15 protein-coding genes are annotated in these 16,338 nt (G+C 66.8%); 11 read left to right on the top strand and 4 right to left on the bottom strand.

The features are described 5' to 3' along the window. The coding region (gene xdhA, locus RBR29_RS05950; protein ID WP_320348048.1) for a xanthine dehydrogenase small subunit at positions 1 to 1,072 on the bottom strand (1,072 nt) is incomplete at its 3' end. Between the two features lie 159 nt (positions 1,073 to 1,231). On the opposite strand from xdhA, the gene RBR29_RS05945 reads away from it, so the two are divergent. After that, a complete protein-coding gene (locus RBR29_RS05945; RefSeq protein WP_320348047.1) occupies positions 1,232 to 2,185 on the top strand; it encodes a LysR family transcriptional regulator in 954 nt (317 codons plus the stop codon). Positions 2,186 to 2,327: 142 nt separating this feature from the next. After that, on the top strand, positions 2,328 to 3,701 hold the full coding sequence (locus RBR29_RS05940) for an NCS2 family permease (RefSeq protein WP_320348046.1): 1,374 nt from the start codon (positions 2,328 to 2,330) through the stop codon (positions 3,699 to 3,701). A 63-nt stretch (positions 3,702 to 3,764) separates the two neighbouring features. Here RBR29_RS05940 and RBR29_RS05935 read toward each other — a convergent pair whose 3' ends face one another. Continuing rightward, positions 3,765 to 4,685, bottom strand: a complete 921-nt coding sequence (locus tag RBR29_RS05935; RefSeq protein WP_320348045.1) for a LysR substrate-binding domain-containing protein — start codon at positions 4,683 to 4,685, stop codon at positions 3,765 to 3,767. Positions 4,686 to 4,831: 146 nt separating this feature from the next. Here RBR29_RS05935 and uraD point away from each other — a divergent pair, with 146 nt between their 5' ends. Together uraD and RBR29_RS05925 are read left to right on the top strand one after the other, a co-directional pair. Then, positions 4,832 to 5,338 (top strand): 2-oxo-4-hydroxy-4-carboxy-5-ureidoimidazoline decarboxylase, encoded by a 507-nt coding sequence (gene uraD / locus RBR29_RS05930; RefSeq protein WP_320348044.1) that lies wholly within the window; start codon positions 4,832 to 4,834, stop codon positions 5,336 to 5,338. A 66-nt stretch (positions 5,339 to 5,404) separates the two neighbouring features. Further along, positions 5,405 to 5,914, top strand: a complete 510-nt coding sequence (locus RBR29_RS05925) for an ureidoglycolate lyase (RefSeq protein WP_320348043.1) — start codon at positions 5,405 to 5,407, stop codon at positions 5,912 to 5,914. 54 nt (positions 5,915 to 5,968) lie between these two features. On the opposite strand, the gene RBR29_RS05920 is transcribed toward RBR29_RS05925, so the two are convergent. Continuing rightward, positions 5,969 to 6,883: an EamA family transporter gene (locus RBR29_RS05920; protein WP_320348042.1), complete on the bottom strand. Its 915-nt coding sequence runs from the start codon at positions 6,881 to 6,883 to the stop codon at positions 5,969 to 5,971. Then, complete coding sequence (locus RBR29_RS05915; protein WP_320348041.1) at positions 6,880 to 7,797, bottom strand: LysR family transcriptional regulator; 918 nt, start codon at positions 7,795 to 7,797, stop codon at positions 6,880 to 6,882. Before RBR29_RS05915 ends, RBR29_RS05920 begins: the two co-directional genes overlap by 4 nt. 222 nt (positions 7,798 to 8,019) lie before the next feature. On the opposite strand from RBR29_RS05915, the gene gcl reads away from it, so the two are divergent. The 7 genes from gcl to RBR29_RS05880 all read left to right on the top strand — a co-directional run. Further along, on the top strand, positions 8,020 to 9,801 hold the full coding sequence (gene gcl, locus RBR29_RS05910; RefSeq protein WP_320348040.1) for a glyoxylate carboligase: 1,782 nt from the start codon (positions 8,020 to 8,022) through the stop codon (positions 9,799 to 9,801). 13 nt (positions 9,802 to 9,814) lie between these two features. Then, entirely contained in the window at positions 9,815 to 10,591 is a 777-nt protein-coding gene (gene hyi / locus RBR29_RS05905) for a hydroxypyruvate isomerase (RefSeq protein WP_320348039.1), read from the top strand. 35 nt (positions 10,592 to 10,626) lie between these two features. Beyond that, positions 10,627 to 11,511 (top strand): 2-hydroxy-3-oxopropionate reductase, encoded by an 885-nt coding sequence (gene glxR / locus RBR29_RS05900; RefSeq protein WP_320348038.1) that lies wholly within the window; start codon positions 10,627 to 10,629, stop codon positions 11,509 to 11,511. A 162-nt stretch (positions 11,512 to 11,673) separates the two neighbouring features. Then, on the top strand, positions 11,674 to 12,936 hold the full coding sequence (locus RBR29_RS05895) for a glycerate kinase (RefSeq protein WP_320348037.1): 1,263 nt from the start codon (positions 11,674 to 11,676) through the stop codon (positions 12,934 to 12,936). 29 nt (positions 12,937 to 12,965) lie between these two features. Continuing rightward, the gene (locus tag RBR29_RS05890) at positions 12,966 to 13,388 is read left to right on the top strand and encodes a heme-binding protein (protein ID WP_320348036.1); all 423 of its coding nucleotides are present in this window, start codon (positions 12,966 to 12,968) and stop codon (positions 13,386 to 13,388) included. Between the two features lie 2 nt (positions 13,389 to 13,390). Then, positions 13,391 to 14,815 (top strand): pyruvate kinase, encoded by a 1,425-nt coding sequence (gene pyk, locus RBR29_RS05885; protein ID WP_320348035.1) that lies wholly within the window; start codon positions 13,391 to 13,393, stop codon positions 14,813 to 14,815. A gap of 251 nt (positions 14,816 to 15,066) precedes the next feature. Next, the coding region (locus RBR29_RS05880) for a malate synthase G (RefSeq protein WP_320348034.1) at positions 15,067 to 16,338 on the top strand (1,272 nt) is incomplete at its 3' end.

The following is a 16,338-nucleotide window of genomic DNA, read 5'->3' as shown; positions in this document are numbered from 1 at the left end:
GGACGAACTCGCCCGGTTCGGACGCGTTTTTCTGATAGCCCAGGTAATAGTCTTCGAGCGGCATTTCCCGCACCCGGTCTCCCTGACGCAGGATGATGCGGGCGCCCAGAGCAATCAGGCCCGGCATGGAATCACCAATGGGCGAACCGTTGGCCACATTGCCGCCCAGGGTGCCCGCATTGCGGATCGGAAACGACGCGAACCGCTGGCGCATTTCGGCCAGTTCTGGAAGATGCTCGACCAGGGCATCAAACGCATCATTGAGCAGCACGCCCGCACCGATGCGCAAATCATCGCCTTCCAGGCGCAGTTCACGCAGTTCGGCCACCTGGCCGATATAGATCAGATGCGGCAGATCACGGAACTGCTTGGTCACCCACAGGCCCACGTCGGTGCTGCCCGCCAGGATGCGGGCGTCCGGGTAATCCATGCGCAGTTGCGCCAGTTGGTCGAGGGTGCGCGGCGCATGGAAGGTATGGCCGTCATGCGTATAAGTGAACACGCCGTCGCGCTGCAGCGCCGCCAGGATGCCGGCCAGGGCCGCCCGGTCGAAGGACGCGGCCGGATAGCCGAACATTTCGCCGGCGGCGCGCACGATGGGCTGATAGCCGGTGCAGCGGCACAGATTGCCCGACAGCACGTCGTCGATTTCGGTCCGCGTGGGCGCCGGATCCTGAGGGCCATGCGCCAGGTACATGCCCCACAGGGACATGACAAAACCCGGCGTGCAGAAGCCGCACTGGGAGCCGTGGCAATCGACCATGGCCTGCTGCACAGGATGCAGCGTGCCGTCTTCCTGGCGCAGGTCTTCGACCGTGTACAGCGCCTTGCCATCGAGCGTGGGCAGGAACTGGATGCAGGCGTTCACCGCCCGCATGGCCACGCCGCCCTGGCCGTCGGGTTCGGCCACCATGACGGTACAGGCGCCGCAGTCGCCCTCGGCGCAGCCTTCCTTGGTGCCCATGCAGCCCAGGTCCTCGCGCAGATACTGCAGCACAGTGCGGGTCGTGGGCTGACCGGAGACTTCGTGGGTCTGGCCACGATAGTGAAAGCGTATGACATCGGTCTCCATCGCATCCCTCTTTTCATTGAACAGGTGTTGCGTCCACGATATCACCACGCCACCGCCCGGACCATTCGCTCGGCATGATGGGGAACATCATGCCGGGATTCGGTGGACGGGCAGCACACGCCCGTGAATAATAGGCCAATGCAAAGAACCCGCGAACCCATGGACACGCATCTGCTGCGCATCCTGCAGATCCTGGTGACCGAACAAAGCGTCTCGCGCGCCGCCATCAAGCTGGGGCTGTCGCAGCCGGCCCTGAGCAATTCGCTGCGCCGCCTGCGCGACATCACCGGCGACCCGATCCTGGTGCGCGGCAAGACCGGCATGGTGCCAACAGACCGCGCCCTGGAACTGCTGGCGCATGCCAATGATGCGCTGAGCGCCATCGAACGCATCACCCAGCCGCCGGGCGCATTCGACCCGGCCCGATCCAACCGGGAATTCCATCTGGGCGCCCCCGACTACCTGGACGCGATGTTCCTGCCGAACATCGCCGAGATCCTGCGCCGCGAGGCGCCGCATGCCAAATTCATCGTACACCCGATCAACGCGGATTACGACTATGCGGGCGGCCTGGAAAACGGCGGCCTGGATGTCGTCATCGGCAACTGGCTCGAACCCCCGCCCCAGATGTACATGGCACGACTGTTCGACGACGAGGTCGTCTGCATGATCGGCAGCCAGAATCCGGTCGCCCACCGCGAACTCACCCTGAAACACTATCTGGAACTGCCGCACCTGGCGCCCTTCCCCCACGTCACCGAACGCCAGAGCTTCATCGACGGTCACCTGGCATCCCAAGGGCTGAAGCGCAACATCCAGATGACCATCCCGTACTTCGGCCTGGTCGCCGGCATGCTGTTGCGCACCGACCTGATTTTCACCACCGGCCAACAGTTCGCCCAGCACTACGCCCGCCATCTGCCCATTTCCATCCTGCCCGCGCCCTTGCCTTTTCCCACCATGCGCTTCTACCTGCTGTGGCATCGCCGCAGCCACAGCGCCCCGGAAGTCGTCTGGCTGCGCCAGTGCATTGCCAAGGTCGCCGCCATGCTGCAAGCCAGCCTCTCTGACACGGGCCAGGCCCCTTTCGCGCAACATCCGGACAAACCCTGAGCCACCCCAGGGAACATCACCCAGGCTTGATAGTTGTCATCAGGTCGGCTTGCGCACAGCGCGAACCGGCCTCCCTAGAATGGCCCAGCCCCCAAAGCGCCCGCACCACCAGAAGGCGCCAACCATTCAGGAGACACCGCTCATGCGCGAGCAGGAACACGCCTTGCCGGCGGGGATTGGCGCCCCCGCAACCTCAACATCTTGGCTCGAAAAGCACTTCCAGCTGACGGCACGCGGCACCAGCGTGCGCCAGGAAACCCTGGCCGGCCTGACGACCTTTCTGGCGATGGTCTATTCCGTCTTCGTCGTCCCCGGCATGCTGGGCAAGGCGGGATTCGACACCACATCGGTCTTCATCGCAGTCTGTCTCACCAGCGCCTTCGGTTCGCTGCTGATGGGCTTGTGGGCCAACCTGCCGATCGCCGTCGGCTGCGCGATCTCGCTGACGGCCTTCACGGCATTCGACCTGGTGCTGGGCCAGGGCCTGTCGCCCGCCGTCGCGCTCGGGGCGGTGTTCCTGATGGGCGTCATCTTCACCGCGATCTCGGCCACCGGAGTGCGCACCTGGATCCTGCGCAACCTGCCCGCCGGCATCGCGCACGGCACCGGTATCGGCATCGGCCTGTTCCTGCTGCTGATCGCCGCCAACGAAGTCGGCCTGGTGGTGAAGAACCCCGACCCCGGCCTGCCGGTATCCCTGGGCACGATCGGTGCCATGCCGGCCCTGCTGTCGGTACTGGGCCTGGCCGCGATCTTCGGCCTGGAACACCGGCGCGTACCGGGCGGGATCCTGCTGGTCATCGTGGCCCTGTCGGCCTTCGGCCTGATCTGGGATCCGGCCGTCACCTTCAAGGGCCTGTTCGCCCTGCCATCCTTCGACGGCGAGCATTCGCTGATCGGCGCCATGGACATCGGCGGCGCACTCAACGCGGTGGTCATCCCCAGCGTCCTGGCCCTGGTCATGACAGCGGTGTTCGACGCCACCGGCACCATCCGCGCCGTGGCCGGCCAGGCCGGTCAGCTGGACAAGGATGGCCAGATCATCAACGGCGGCCGCGCCCTGACGGCGGACTCGGTCAGTTCCATCGTATCGGCCGGCCTGGGCGGCGCCCCGGCCGCTGCCTACATCGAATCGGCGGCAGGCACAGCAGCCGGTGGCAAGACCGGCATGACCGCCGCCATCGTCGGCCTGGGCTTCCTGGCCCTGATCTTCCTGTCGCCGCTGGCCGGCCTGGTGCCGTCCTACGCCACCGCCCCGGCGCTGATGTATGTCGGCCTGCTGATGCTGGGCGGCGTGCGCCGGCTGAACCTGGACGACACCGTGGACACCATGGCCGGTATGGTCTGCGCCGTGTTCATCGTACTGACCTGCAACATCGTCACCGGCATCATGCTAGGCTTCTGCACCCTGGTGATCGGCCGCCTGTTCGCCGGCGAATGGCGCCTGCTGAACATCGGCACCCTGACCATCGCCATCACCCTGGCCGTGTTCTACCTGGGCGGCTGGGCAATCTGAGCCGCCGCAGCAGCTCCCGCGCCGAGCACAGGACAGCCTGCCAAGACGGTCCTGTGCTCGGCCTCATCCTCGGCCACACTCACCCAGCAAATGCCGCAACCATCGATGGGAGGGCGCATGATGATTGCGCGCATGCCACAATTGATAGAACCGCATCAGCGGGAATTCGATCGGCGATTCCAGGATCGCCAGCGGCAACAGTTTCGTGTAATAGCTGGCGAAATGCCGTGTGGTGGTGAACACCAGGTCCGTGCCCGGCAACAGGTATGGCGCCAGCATGAAGGACTGCGCCTCGACACATTCCCTGCGCTGAATGCGCAGGGATGTCAGCACGGTATCGATCATGCCGCGCTGGGTAATGGAATACGGGGTCGGCACCACATGCGGCATGCGCCGGTAGTCATCCAGTGTCATGCCGCGCCGCGCCAATGGATGATCGGCCGCCACCAGACACACGATCTCGTCTTCCAGCAGCACCGACAAGTGCATGCGATCGGGTGGTTCGGGCCAGTTGCCGATCACCACATCCAGCTCGCCTTCGGCCAGGGAATGCTCGAAATCGAAATCCGGACCCAGGGCGTGCAGCACCAGCTGCGCATGCGGGGCCTCGCGGCGAAAGCGCGTCACCACCGAAGCGGCGAAGGCCGGCGCCAGGTAATCCGGCGAGCCGATGCGAAAGACCTGGCGGCTGCTGCCAGGCTCGAAATCCCCGCCCGATTCCAGCATGGCGTCGATCGACTCCAGTGCCGATCGGGCATGTTCCAGGATCGCCAGCGCACGCTCGGTCGGCACCATGCCGCCCTTTTCACGCACCAGCAGCGGGTCCTGCAGGATTTGGCGCAGGTTTTTCAGCGCCACACTGATGGCCGGCTGGGACTGGTTCAGTTTCAGGGCCGTGCGCGACACACTGCGTTCGGCCATGAGCATGCTGAAGACCTTCAGCAGATAGGTATCCAGCATTTCACTACCGCGTCGTGTCGCCATCGTGGGGATCTCCGTTCGGACAGGGGCGCGTCCGGCCACCCCCGGAAATGCGCCACAGCATATACCACTTATACCGCGTCACGCCCTTCATTTGAGACGCGATACACCGTAGACTTTCCATCATGATGCACTCATCCCAACCTGTCATGACCTTGCATGAACTGTCCGCTCTGACCCAGGCTGAATTTTCCCGGGAACTGGGGGCGATCTTCGAACATTCCCCCTGGATCCCGGCACGCGCCTGGGCCGCCCGGCCCTTTGCCGATGTGGACGCGCTGCACCAGGCCATGGTCCGCGTGGTGCACGCAGCCAGTCCCGACGAACAGCTTGCCCTGATCACCGCCCACCCGGAACTCGCCGGCAAGGAAGCCGCCGCCGGCACCCTGACCAGCGATTCGACCAGCGAACAGCGCGGCGCGGGCCTGGACCAATGCAGCCCGGAAGAACTGCAACGCCTGCGCGGCCTGAACGCCGCCTATCGCCAGCGGTTCGGCTTTCCCTTCGTGATCGCCGTCAAGGGCCGCAGCCGCTACCAGATCATGGACGCCATCGAACAACGGCTGCTCAATGAACGGGATGCCGAATTCCAGACCTGTCTGGACCAGATCGGGCAGATCGCACGCTTTCGCCTCGATGCCCGCTTCGCTGCCTGATACGCCGCCCACCGACCGATATCGCCCGATCCCGGCGGCACGCCGGGATTTTCACGGAGCTCTCCCATGACCGCAACGCTGACGACCTTGGCCATTGAACCCCTGACACGGGACGCCTTTGCGCCCTTTGGCGACGTGATCCAGGCCGATGACACGGTCAGGCATTTCACCATCAATGACGGCAACACCGAGCGCTATCACGATCTGGCCCACATCGACCCGGGCCAGGATGGTCACGCCATCGTCTCGATCTTTCGCGGCCTGCCGCGCACGCTGCCCTTTACCGTCACCCTGATGGAACGCCACCCGCAGGCCAGCCAGGCCTTCATCCCGCTGTCCGGGCGCCCCTATCTGGTCGTGGTCGCAGACCCCACATCCACCCCTAAAGTCGCCGATTTGCGCGTGTTCCTGTGCCAGGGCGACCAGGGTGTGAACTACGCGCGCGGTGTCTGGCACCACCCGCTGCTGGCGCTGGACGCCGTCTCTGATTTTCTGATCATCGACCGCGCCGGTCCGGGCGACAATTGCGATGTCGTCCAGATGGAAGCGCCCAGCGTCATTCCCGCGCTGGACTGATCCGATCCACCCCCGGCCTGATCGGGCCGGACCGCATCGCACAGGACCGCGCCCTTATCTGCGCCTGCCCATCGAGCGCAGGCTGATCACCGCCAGCGCCACGCCGATCAGAATCATCCCGGCCAGCTCCAGCCCGCCAGGGGCCTCGCCCAGTTCCAGCCAGCCCGCCAGCACCCCGACCACCGGCACGCCCAGGGACGACAGCCCCGCCATCCCGGCAGACAGGTGTTGCAGGGCAAACAGCCACAGGAACCAGGCCAGGGCCGTCGCCAGCAGTGCGTTGTACGCCAGCGCCGTGTAGAAATAGGGCGTGGGCGCGATCGGCCGCTCTGGCACCAGCCAGGCGGCCACGCACAGCGCCAGGGCCCCGAACAGCATCTGCCATGCCGTCAGCGGCAACGCATCCATCGGATAGTCGCGCTTGATCCATTTCGCCACCAGCGTCGCCAGCGCCCAGCACAGGCCGGCGGCAAGCGCCAGCGCCTCGCTGGCGATGCCAGCATGCCGGTGCCAGGGTTCCAGGATCAGCAGCAGGCCGGCCGCCGCCAGCGCCAGGGCCAGCCACTGCAGCCCGCGGATCCTCTCGCCGAAGGCCGCCCAGGCCAGCGGGATGACCCAGAACGGCATCGTGTACACCAGGATCGAAGTCTTGCCCGCACCGCCTTGCAGCAGCGCGATCTGGATCAAGGCCGAGAACACCCCGGTCTGCAGCACGCCCAGCAGCACCACGCGGGGCCAGGCCCGGATGCGCATGGGGCGCCGCAACGCTTTGAGCACCACCAGCAGCGCCGCCGCGCCCAGCAGCGTGCGCAATGCGGAAAAGTCGAAAGGCCCGACATGCGCCAGCACCTTCTTCATGACGACCCAGTTGTAGCCCCAGACCAGCGCCATGCCGGCCAGCGCCATCAGCGCGAGCCGCTCATTGCGGCGATTTCCGGCGCCTTGCGGCGGATTTTCTTCAGTGTTCAAGATGCGTTCAGTCCTTCCCAGTAGCCGGGTTCATGATAATGGTTTCTCAGATCGTCGATGAAATAGCGCACCTTGGCGGGCAGATAGCGCTGTTGCGGATAGACGGCCTGGATGTCGTAGGCGGGCAGGGCGAACTCGTCGAGCACCGTCACCAGTTCGCCGCGCTTGAGCTCGCGCTGGATTTCCCAGGTGGACCGCCAGCCGATGCCCAACCCCTGGCGCACCCAGCGGTACAGCAACTCGCCGTCATTGCAGGCCAGGTCGCCGCGCACCCGCACGGCAAACGGCTTGCCGTCGCGCACGAAGGTCCAGCCGCGATGCTGCCCCCCCTGCAGATTGAAGGCCAGGCAATTGTGCCGCGCCAGATCCTCGGGCACGCGCGGCACGCCGTACGACTCGAAATAGGCCGGCGTGCCGCACACCACGCGGCGGTTCGGATACAGGCGCACCGCCACGTAGTTCGGATCGGTGACCTCGCCGATACGGATCGCCATGTCGTAGCCCTCGCGCACCAGATCCACCACGCTGTCGGTGAAATTGAAGGACAGGGCCAGGTCCGGATAACGCTCGCGAAACGCCAGCGCGTGCGGCGCGACATGCAGCCGCCCGAACGAGGCCGGCGCCGACACCACCAGGTGGCCGGTCAGCGAACGGCGCCGGGACATGATGCTGGCATCGGCGGCGTCGAAATCCTGGATCAATTGCTGGCAATGCTCCAGATAGCGTTCGCCCAGGTCGGTCAACACCAGGCCGCGCGTCGACCGGTGCATCAATTGCACGCCCAGGCGCTTTTCCAGCGCCGTCAGGCGCCGCCCCATGACGACCGGCGTCACGCCCTCGACCAGCGCGGCGGCGGCGAAGCTGCCTTGATCGGCAATCAATACAAAACTGCGTATCTCGGTGTAACGACTCAAGGCACTCCTCCGCAGACTGAAAACATCCTCAAGGCAAGGCGGCACAAGAAGAATCCGGATGCGGCCCCCCGGTCCCGGGCTCAGGAAATTCTACCTCAAGCCCATCCTATTCGATACCAATAGTATCGGCAGAACAGAGAGTGGCTGGGATTCCTGCACCCGGGCGAATTCTTTATTCTGGTCCCGTCACCGAATGTCCATCCGACCGATCCAGGAGAAATCATGGCCAGAATGAGAGCAGTCGACGCCGCCGCCGCGGTCTTGCAGAAAGAAGGCGTCACTACGCTGTTCGGCGTGCCCGGCGCCGCCATCAATCCCTTGTATTCCGCCCTGCGCAAGAACGGCAGCTTCAAGCACGTGCTGGCCCGCCACGTCGAGGGCGCCTCGCACATGGCCGAGGGCTACACCCGCGCCCATCCCGGCAACATCGGCGTCTGCCTGGGCACCTCCGGACCCGCCGGCACGGACATGATCACCGGCCTGTACTCGGCCTCCGGCGACTCCATCCCCATCTTGTGCATCACCGGCCAGGCGCCGCGCGCGCAACTTCACAAGGAAAGCTTCCAGGCCGTCGACATCGAAACCATCGCCAAGCCGGTCACCAAGTGGGCCGTGATGGCGCGCGAACCCGAGCTGGTGCCGCGCATCCTGCAGCAGGCCTTCCACATCATGCGTTCCGGCCGCCCCGGTCCGGTCCTGGTGGACCTGCCCTTCGACGTGCAGATGGCCGAGATCGAATTCGACATCGATACCTACGAGCCGCTGTCCGTCTACAAGCCCGCCGCCACGCCGGCCCAGGCCGCCCGCGCCGTGGCCATGCTGAACGCGTCCGAGCGCCCGCTGCTGGTCGCTGGCGGCGGCATCTTCAGCGCCGACGCTGCGGATCTGCTGCAGGAATTCGCCGAACTGACCGGCGTGCCGGTCATCCCCACGCTGATGGGCTGGGGCGTGATCCCCGACGATCACCCGCTGATGGCGGGCATGGTCGGCCTGCAGACCGCGCATCGCTACGGCAACGCCAGCCTGCTGGCCTCGGACTTCGTGATGGGCATCGGCAACCGCTGGGCCAACCGCCACACGGGTTCGACCCCGGTCTATACCAAAGGCCGCACCTTCGTGCATATCGACGTCGATCCCACCCAGATCGGCAAGGTCTTCGGCCCCGACTACGGCATCGCCTCGGACGCCGGCGCGGCCCTGCGCCTGATGATCGCGGAAGCCAAGCGCCTGAAGGCCGCCGGCCAGCTTCGCGACCGCAGCGCCTGGGCGGGGGAATGCCGCGCGCGCAAGGGCGAGAAGTCCATGCAGCGCAAGACCCACTTCGACCAGTCGCCCCTCAAGCCGCAGCGCGTCTACGAGGAAATGAACAAGGCCTTCGGCCGCGATGTCCGCTACGTCACCACCATCGGCCTGTCGCAGATCGCCGCCGCGCAGATGCTGCACGTCTACGGCCCGCGCCACTGGATCAACGCCGGCCAGGCCGGCCCCCTGGGCTGGACGGTACCCGCCGCGCTGGGCGTGGTGGCCGCGGACACGGGCGACGAAATCGTGGCGCTGTCCGGCGATTACGACTTCCAGTTCATGATCGAGGAACTGGCCGTGGGCGCGCAGTTCAATCTGCCCTACATCCATATTGTGGTCAATAATGCCTACCTGGGGCTGATCCGCCAGTCGCAGCGCGGCTTCGACATGGACTACTGCGTGCAATTGGCCTTCGACAACATCAATGCGCCGGAAACCGAGGGCTACGGCGTGGACCACGTCAAGGTCGCCGAGGGCCTGGGCTGCAAGGCGATCCGCGTGAAAAAGGTCGAGGAAATCCAGCCCGCGATCGCCCAGGCCCGCGCCTGGATCCAGGAATTCCGCGTGCCCGTCGTGGTCGAATTCATCCTGGAGCGCGTCACCAACATCTCCATGGGCAACGACATCGACGCGGTCAACGAGTTCGAGGAACTGGCCGAGCGCGGCGAGGACGCCCCCACCGCCATCACCCTGCTGGACTAAGGAGCTACACGACATGCCTAAATTCGCCGCCAATCTGTCGATGCTGTTCACCGAGATCGACTTTCTGGACCGCTTCCAGGCCGCCGCGAAAGCCGGCTTCAAGGGGGTCGAGTACCTGTTCCCCTACGCCTACGACAAGCAGGACCTGGCCCGGCGCCTGAAGGACAACGGCCTGGTCCAGGTGCTGCACAACCTGCCGGCCGGCGACTGGGACGCCGGCGAGCGCGGCATCGCCTGCCACCCCGGCCGCGTCGAAGAATTCAAGCAAGGCGTCGCCCGCGCCATCGAATACGCCCAGGCCCTGGGCTGCCCGCAGCTCAACTGCCTGGCGGGCAAGGTGCCGGCGGGCGTGGACACTGCCACCGCGCACCGGACCTTCGTGGACAATCTGCGCTACGCGGCCGCCGAACTGAAGAAGGCCGGCATCCGCCTGGTGATCGAACCCATCAACACCTTCGACATCCCGGGCTTCTTCCTGTCGCGCACCGACCAGGCGCTGGGCATCCTCGCCGAAGTCGGCTCCGACAACCTGCGCGTGCAATACGACATCTACCACGCGCAGCGCATGGAAGGCGAGCTGGGCAATACGATCAGCAAGCACCTCGGCTCCATCGGCCACATCCAGCTTGCCGACAATCCCGGGCGCAACGAGCCCGGCACCGGCGAGATCAATTACCGCTGGCTGTTCCGCCACATCGACGCCGCCGGCTACGACGGCTGGATCGGCTGCGAATACAAACCGGCCGCCCGCACCGAGGACGGCCTGGGCTGGATCCAGGCGCTGGCCTGATCCGCACGACACACCCATCAACAAGGAGAACTGACATGGCCAACATCGGTTTCATCGGTCTGGGCATCATGGGCACCCCCATGGCCGCCAACCTCATCCAGGGCGGCCACACCCTGGCCACCTACACCGTCGGCAAGACGCCCCAGAGCCTGCTGGACGCGGGCGCCAAAGCGCTTGCCAACGCGACGGAAGTCGCCCAGGCGTCCGACATCATCATCATCATGGTGCCCGACACCCCCGACGTCGAAGCCGTGCTGTTCGGCGAGCACGGCGTGGCCGCCGGCCTGAGCAAGGGCAAGATCGTCATCGACATGAGTTCGATCTCGCCCGTCGCCACCAAGGAATTCGCCAAGAAGATCAATGCGCTGGGCTGCGAATATCTGGACGCGCCGGTCTCCGGCGGCGAAGTCGGCGCCAAGGCCGCCAGCCTGACCATCATGATCGGCGGCAGCCAGGCCGCGTTCGACCAATGCAAGCCGATCTTCGAGCTGATGGGCAAGAACATCACGCTGGTGGGCGGCAACGGCGACGGCCAGACCACCAAGGTCGCCAACCAGATCATCGTCGCGCTGACCATCGAGGCCGTGGGCGAAGCCTTGCTGCTGGCCTCCAAGGCGGGCGCCGATCCGGCCAAGGTCCGCCAGGCGCTGATGGGCGGCTTCGCCAGCTCGCGCATCCTGGAAGTGCACGGCGAGCGCATGGTCAAGCGCACCTTCGACCCGGGCTTCCGCATCAACCTGCACCAGAAGGACCTGAACCTGGCCCTGACCACCGCCCGCCAGTTGGGGATGTCCCTGCCCAGCACGGCCCTGGCCCAGGAACTGTTCAACGCCTGCGTGGCCCACGGCGGCACCGGCTGGGACCACTCCGGCATGGTGCGCGCGCTGGAAATCATGGCGAACCACGAAATCGGCCAGTAAGCGCAGGCTGCGCGCCACGCCCTGCCCGGCGGACCTGCCAGCGGTCCGGCCGCCGGGCAGGGCGCACACCGTGCGGCGCCGCCCCGCCCCATCGGCTTGCAAGCGGCCCGGATCCGTCCGGCACGGGCCCATCCACCGCCCCCCCTTCGGGATGGACGCATCATGAACCTCTCGCCCCGCGAACTTCTCACCCGCATGTTCCAGGCGGCCGTGCGCGCCGCCCAGCCCGAGCACTGCATCCCCGCCTTCCTGCCGCAAAGGCCCAAAGGGCGCACCCTCGTCATTGGCGCAGGCAAGGCTTCGGCCGCCATGGCCCAGGCCCTCGAACGGCATTGGGCCGGCCCGCTCGAAGGCCTGGTCGTCACCCGCTACGGCTACGCCGTGCCCTGCGAACGCATCGAGATCGTCGAAGCCGCCCACCCGGTACCCGACGAGGCGGGCGAGACGGCCGCCCGGCGGCTGTTCGAGCTCGTGTCCGGCCTGACGGCCGACGATCTGGTGATCTGCCTGATCTCGGGCGGCGGCTCGTCCCTGCTGCCCATGCCGGGTCCTGGCGTGACGCTGGCCGACAAGCAGGCCATCAACCGCGCCCTGTTGCGATCAGGCGCGACGATTGCCGAAATGAACTGCGTGCGGCGTCACCTGTCGGGCATCAAGGGCGGCCGGCTCGCGGCGGCCTGCGCCCCCGCACGCGTCATCAACCTGCTGATCTCCGATGTCCCCGGCGACCAGCCCTGCGACATCGCCTCCGGCCCCACCGTGGCCGACCCGAGCCACTGCGCCGATGCGCTGGACATCGTGCACCGCTACGACATCGAACTGCCGGCCGGCGCCCGCCAATTGCTGGAATCCGGCGCAGGCGAAACCCTCAAGCCCGGCGACCCGCGCCTGGCCCGTGTCGAAACCCACCTGATTGCCACCCCCCAGATGGCCCTGGAAGCCGCCGCATCAGTCGCCCGCGCGGCCGGCATCACCCCGTTGCTGCTGGGCGACCGCATCGAAGGCGAGGCCCGCGACGTCGGCAAGGTCCTGGGCGGCATCGCCCTGCAGGTGCGCGCCCACGGCCAGCCCGTCCCCGCGCCCTGCGTGCTGCTCTCGGGCGGCGAGACCACCGTCACCGTACGCGGCCAGGGCCGGGGCGGGCGCAACGTCGAATGCCTGCTTTCCATGGCCATCACCCTGGACGGCGCCGAAGGCGTCCACGCCCTGGCCGGCGATACCGACGGCGTGGACGGCCAGGAGGAGATCGCCGGCGCCCTCATCGGCCCCGACACCCTGGCGCGCGCCTGGGCGGCCGGCATGCCGCCGCGCACCCACCTGGACGACAATAACGGCCACGGCTTCTTCGAGCGCCTGGGCGATTCCCTCATCACCGGCCCCACCCTGACCAACGTCAACGATTTCCGCGCCGTCCTGGTCCTCTGAACCCGGCGGCGCCCCCCAGGAGACACACCATGAAGACCATCCGAGTCCTGAGCCAGGAAGACGCGCGCCGCATGGCCGCCGCCGAGTCCGAAGCCCGCCAGAACGGCTGGAACGTCAGCATCGCCATCTGCGACGCAGGCGGCCACGCCCTGTGGCTGCAACGCATGGACGGCGCCCCCCTCATGAGCGCCCAGGTGGCCCCGGAGAAGGCCCGCGCCTGCATCCTCAGCGGCAAGCCCAGCAAAGTCTACGAAGACATGGTCAACCAGGGGCGCATCGCCGCCCTGTCCATGCCCGTCGTGCCCCTGGAGGGCGGCGAACCCATTTATTTCGACGGCCATATCATCGGCGCGGTCGGCGTGTCCGGCGTGCAGGCCGGGCAGGACGCCCAGGTGGCCCGCGCCGGCGTGGCCGCCCTGGACGGCGCCAATCATCTCTACGCAGGAGCCTAGCCATGACCCCCGACCGCCGCGCCCGCATCCTGGCCACCCTGGGGCCCGCCAGCTCCACGCCCGAACAGATCCGCGCCCTGGCCCTGGCCGGCGCCAATGTGTTCCGCCTGAACTTCAGCCACGGTACGCACGAAGACCACGCCGAGCGTCACCGCATCATCCGCCAGATCGAGCAGGAACTGGGCCGCCCCATCGGCATCCTGATGGACCTGCAGGGACCGAAACTGCGCGTGGGCCGGATTGCAGGAGGCAAGACCGTCCTGACGGCCGGCCAGCCCTTTCGCCTGGATCTGGATCCCGCCGAGGGCAACGCCGCGCGCGCCAACCTGCCGCACCCGGAAATCTTCGCCGCCCTGGAAGACGGCACCGACCTGCTGCTCGATGACGGCAAGCTGCGCCTGCGGGTAGACCGCCACGGCCCGGACTTTGCCGAAACCACCGTCCTGGTCGGCGGCCCGCTGTCCGACCGCAAGGGGGTGAACGTGCCCGGCGTCATTCTGCCGATCTCCCCACTGACGCCCAAGGACCGCGCCGACCTGGAATTCGGCCTGTCGCTGGGCGTGGACTGGGTCGCTCTGTCATTCGTGCAGCGCCCCGAGGACATCATCGAAGCGCGCGAACTGATCGGCAAACGCGCCTGGATCATGGCCAAACTGGAAAAACCCGCCGCCATCGAGCATCTGGACGCCATCGTGGCGCAAGCCGACGGCATCATGGTGGCACGCGGCGACCTGGGCGTGGAACTGCCCCCTCAGCGCGTCCCGGTGCTGCAACAACGCATCGTGCGCCGGGCACGCGCCGCCGGCAAGCCGGTGGTGGTCGCCACGCAGATGCTGGAATCCATGATCACCGCGCCCGTACCCACCCGCGCCGAGGCATCCGACGTGGCCACGGCCGTCTACAGCGGCGCCGACGCCGTCATGCTGTCGGCCGAATCGGCCTCCGGCCAACATCCGGTCGAAGCGGTCACCATCATGGAGCACATCATCCGCGAGGTCGAGGCCGATCCTTCCTGGCGCGCCAACCTGGACGCCACGCACAGCCCGGCCGAAGCCAATATCCCGGATGCCATCTGCTGCGCCCTGCGGCGTGTCGCGGGGCTGCTGGAACCCGCCGCGACCGTGGCCTACACGGCGTCTGGCTTCAGTGCCTTGCGCGCCAGCCGTGAACGCCCCGCCACGCCGATCCTGGCCCTGACCCCACAGCCGGAAACCGCCCGCCGCCTGGCCCTGGCCTGGGGCGTGCGCCCGGTTCATTTCCCGGAACAACTGCACGAATCCAGCGAAATGATCGACCGTGCCACGGCCGCCGCCCGCCAGGCCGGACTGGCCCAACCAGGCGACCGGCTGATCGTGATCGCCGGCCTGCCGTTCGGACGCAGCGGCAGCACCAATCTGCTGCACATCGCCCAGGTGCCGGAAAAATAAACACTATCCGGACCGGCATATAGCCCGCCCGCTTCCCTGGAAGCGGGCGTTTTCTTTTACGCAACAAGCATTTGCGCAAACGCTGCGCCATGCCGCCCGCAAACGGGCACCCTTTAACTCTTATAGAAGACTGCCTATAAATTTGCGCAAACGCTGCGCCATGCCGCCCGCAAACGGGCACCCTTTAACTCTTATAGAAGACTGCCTATAATTCAGACTTGACATCTTCTCGAAATTACCCAAGGACCATCATGACCGATCGCATCCCCAGCCATGGACTCCAGGTCGCCGCCGCGCTGCACCGCTTCATCGAGCAGGAAGCCCTGCCGGGCACGGGCATCCAGCCGGCCACTTTCTGGAAAGGCCTGTCCGCGATCGTGCATGACCTGGCCCCCAAGAACCGCGCCCTGCTGGCCGAACGCGACCGCCTGCAGGCGGCACTGGACGACTGGTACGCCAAACACCCCGGCCCCATCGCCGATCCGGTCGCCTACCGCGCTTTCCTGAAAGACATCGGCTACCTGAAAGACGCCCCCGCGCACGTCGCCGTCACCACGGCGAACGTCGATACCGAAATCACCGCCCAGGCCGGCCCGCAGCTGGTCGTGCCGGTCATGAACGCCCGTTACGCCCTGAACGCGGCCAACGCACGCTGGGGCAGCCTGTACGATGCCTTGTACGGCACCGATGCCATCCCCGAGACCGACGGCGCGACCCGCGCAGGCGGCTACAACCCGGTGCGCGGCGCCAAGGTCATCACCTTCGCCCGCCAGTTCCTGGATGCCAGCTTCCCCCTGGCCAAGGGCTCACACAGCGATGCCACGGCCTACGCCGTGGCCCAGGGCGGCCTGCGCGTCACCCTGAACGACGGCTCGACCACCGGCCTGGCCGACGATGCCGCCTTTCTGGGCCACCGCGGCGAGGCCGCCGCGCCGCAGGCCCTGGTCCTGCGCCATCATGGCCTGCACGTCGAAATCCAGTTCGATGCCGCTCACCCCATCGGCAAGACCGACCCCGCCCATATCAAGGACGTGGTCGTCGAGGCCGCCGTGACCACCATCATGGACTGCGAAGACTCCATCGCCGCCGTGGACGCGGACGACAAGGTCGTGGCCTACCGCAACTGGCTGGGCCTGATGAAAGGCGACCTGACCGAAGACCTGGTCAAGGGCGGCAAGACCATCACCCGCCGCCTGAACCCGGACCGCGAATACACCGCGCGCGACGGCTCCACCGCCCGCCTGCACGGGCGCTCGCTGATGCTGGTGCGCAACGTCGGCCACCTGATGAACAACCCGGCCATCCTCGACCGTGACGGTCGCGAAATCCCCGAAGGCATCCTGGATGCCGCCTGCACCTCGCTGATCGCCCTGCACGATCTGCAGGCACGCAAAAACTCCCGGACCGGCTCGGTCTACATCGTCAAGCCCAAGATGCACGGCCCCGACGAAGTCGCCTTCGCCAGCGAACTGTTCGGCCGCGTCGAACAGCTGCTGGGCCTGGCGCCCAACACGCTCAAGATG

The sequence above is a fragment of the Castellaniella sp. genome (assembly GCF_034007085.1).
Classification (GTDB): domain Bacteria; phylum Pseudomonadota; class Gammaproteobacteria; order Burkholderiales; family Burkholderiaceae_B; genus Castellaniella.
The sequence above is the reverse complement of the archived record's forward strand: the minus strand, read 5'-3'. Positions and strand labels throughout refer to the sequence as shown.